Source organism: Burkholderia sp. Bp9012, assembly GCF_003853825.1.
Classification (GTDB): Bacteria; Pseudomonadota; Gammaproteobacteria; order Burkholderiales; family Burkholderiaceae; genus Burkholderia; species Burkholderia diffusa.
Window position 1 is genome coordinate 1 of record NZ_QTQA01000079.1, and the last position, 1,231, is coordinate 1,231.

Below are 1,231 nucleotides of genomic sequence, written 5' to 3' on the forward strand. Positions count from 1 at the left end.
TGGACCGGCCAGCCTTTCGTAGACATCTTCGAGCCATAATTTACGGCAACCGAGGAGGTCAGTATGAGCGGCAAGCGGTACACGGATGAGTTCAAGATCGAAGCAGTCAAGCAAGTCACCGAGCGTGGTCATTCGGTTGCAGATGTGGCCCAGCGTCTGGGCATTACGACGCACAGCCTATATGCCTGGCGAGCGAAGTTCGATAAGCCAGATGTCGTGCGGCAGGTGGAGCTAGACCAGAGCGCCGAGGTGCGGCGATTGAAGGCCGAACTCAAGCGGGTGACCGAGGAGCGAGACATTCTAAAAAAGGCCGCCGCGTACTTTGCAAAGGGATGACGGCAAGGTACGCATTTATGCGAGCCCATATCAACGAGCATTGTCTGCGTACGATGTGTCGGGTGCTCGGTGTTCATCGCAGCGGCTATTACGTTTGGCAACGTCAGTCAGGCAGTGCGCGCAAGCGCGAGGACGACCGGCTGCTGGGTCTGATCAAACATCACTGGCTGAGCAGCGGCGGCGTCTACGGTTACCGCAAAATCACGGTGGATTTGCGAGAATCGGGCGAGACGTGCAGCCGTCACCGCGTGCTCCGGTTAATGCGGACGGAAGGTTTGCGCGCCGAGGTTGGCTACGGCAGCAAGCCGCGCTATCGTGGCGGTCCGGTCGGCGTGGTGGCCAATGTCCTAAATCGGGAGTTCGCCCCCGACGCGCCGAACAGGGTCTGGGTTACCGACATCACGTATATCCGAACCTATGAAGGCTGGCTGTATCTGGCGGCGGTCATGGATCTGTACTCGCGTCAGATCGTCGGCTGGGCCACGCGATCAACGATGACCAGCGACCTGGTATTGCAGGCTTTGCTGGCTGCAGTCTGGAAACGCAAACCGGGCCCCGGCGTTCTGGTGCATTCGGATCAGGGCAGTCAGTTCACAAGCGATGACTGGCTGTCATTCCTGAGGGCTCACCATATGGTGCCGAGCATGAGTCGTCGCGGTAATTGCCACGACAACGCCGTTGCCGAAAGCTTCTTCAGCGCATTGAAAAAGGAGCGAATTAAGCGGCGCATCTACCCGAACAGGGCTACTGCTGCCACGGACGTATTCGACTACATTGAGATGTTCTACAACCCGATTCGCCGGCATGGTTCCGCCGGCGACCTGTCACCTGTAGAGTTTGAGCGGCGCTACGCGCTAAACGGCTCGTGAGTGTCTATGAAACTCTGGCCGGTCCA

The 1,231-nt window shown here is 58.5% G+C and carries 1 protein-coding gene; it reads left to right on the top strand.

Annotation, left to right across the window (positions count from 1 at the left end; translation table 11 throughout):
* The first annotated feature begins 63 nt into the window (after positions 1-63).
* Positions 64-1,205, top strand: a protein-coding gene (locus DIE11_RS35980) for an IS3 family transposase (RefSeq protein WP_409364600.1) whose coding sequence is annotated in 2 segments (ribosomal slippage) — positions 64-301 and positions 301-1,205 — 1,143 coding nt in all. Because the reading frame shifts where the segments join, the coding sequence is not laid out codon by codon here.
* Positions 1,206-1,231 lie beyond the last annotated feature (26 nt).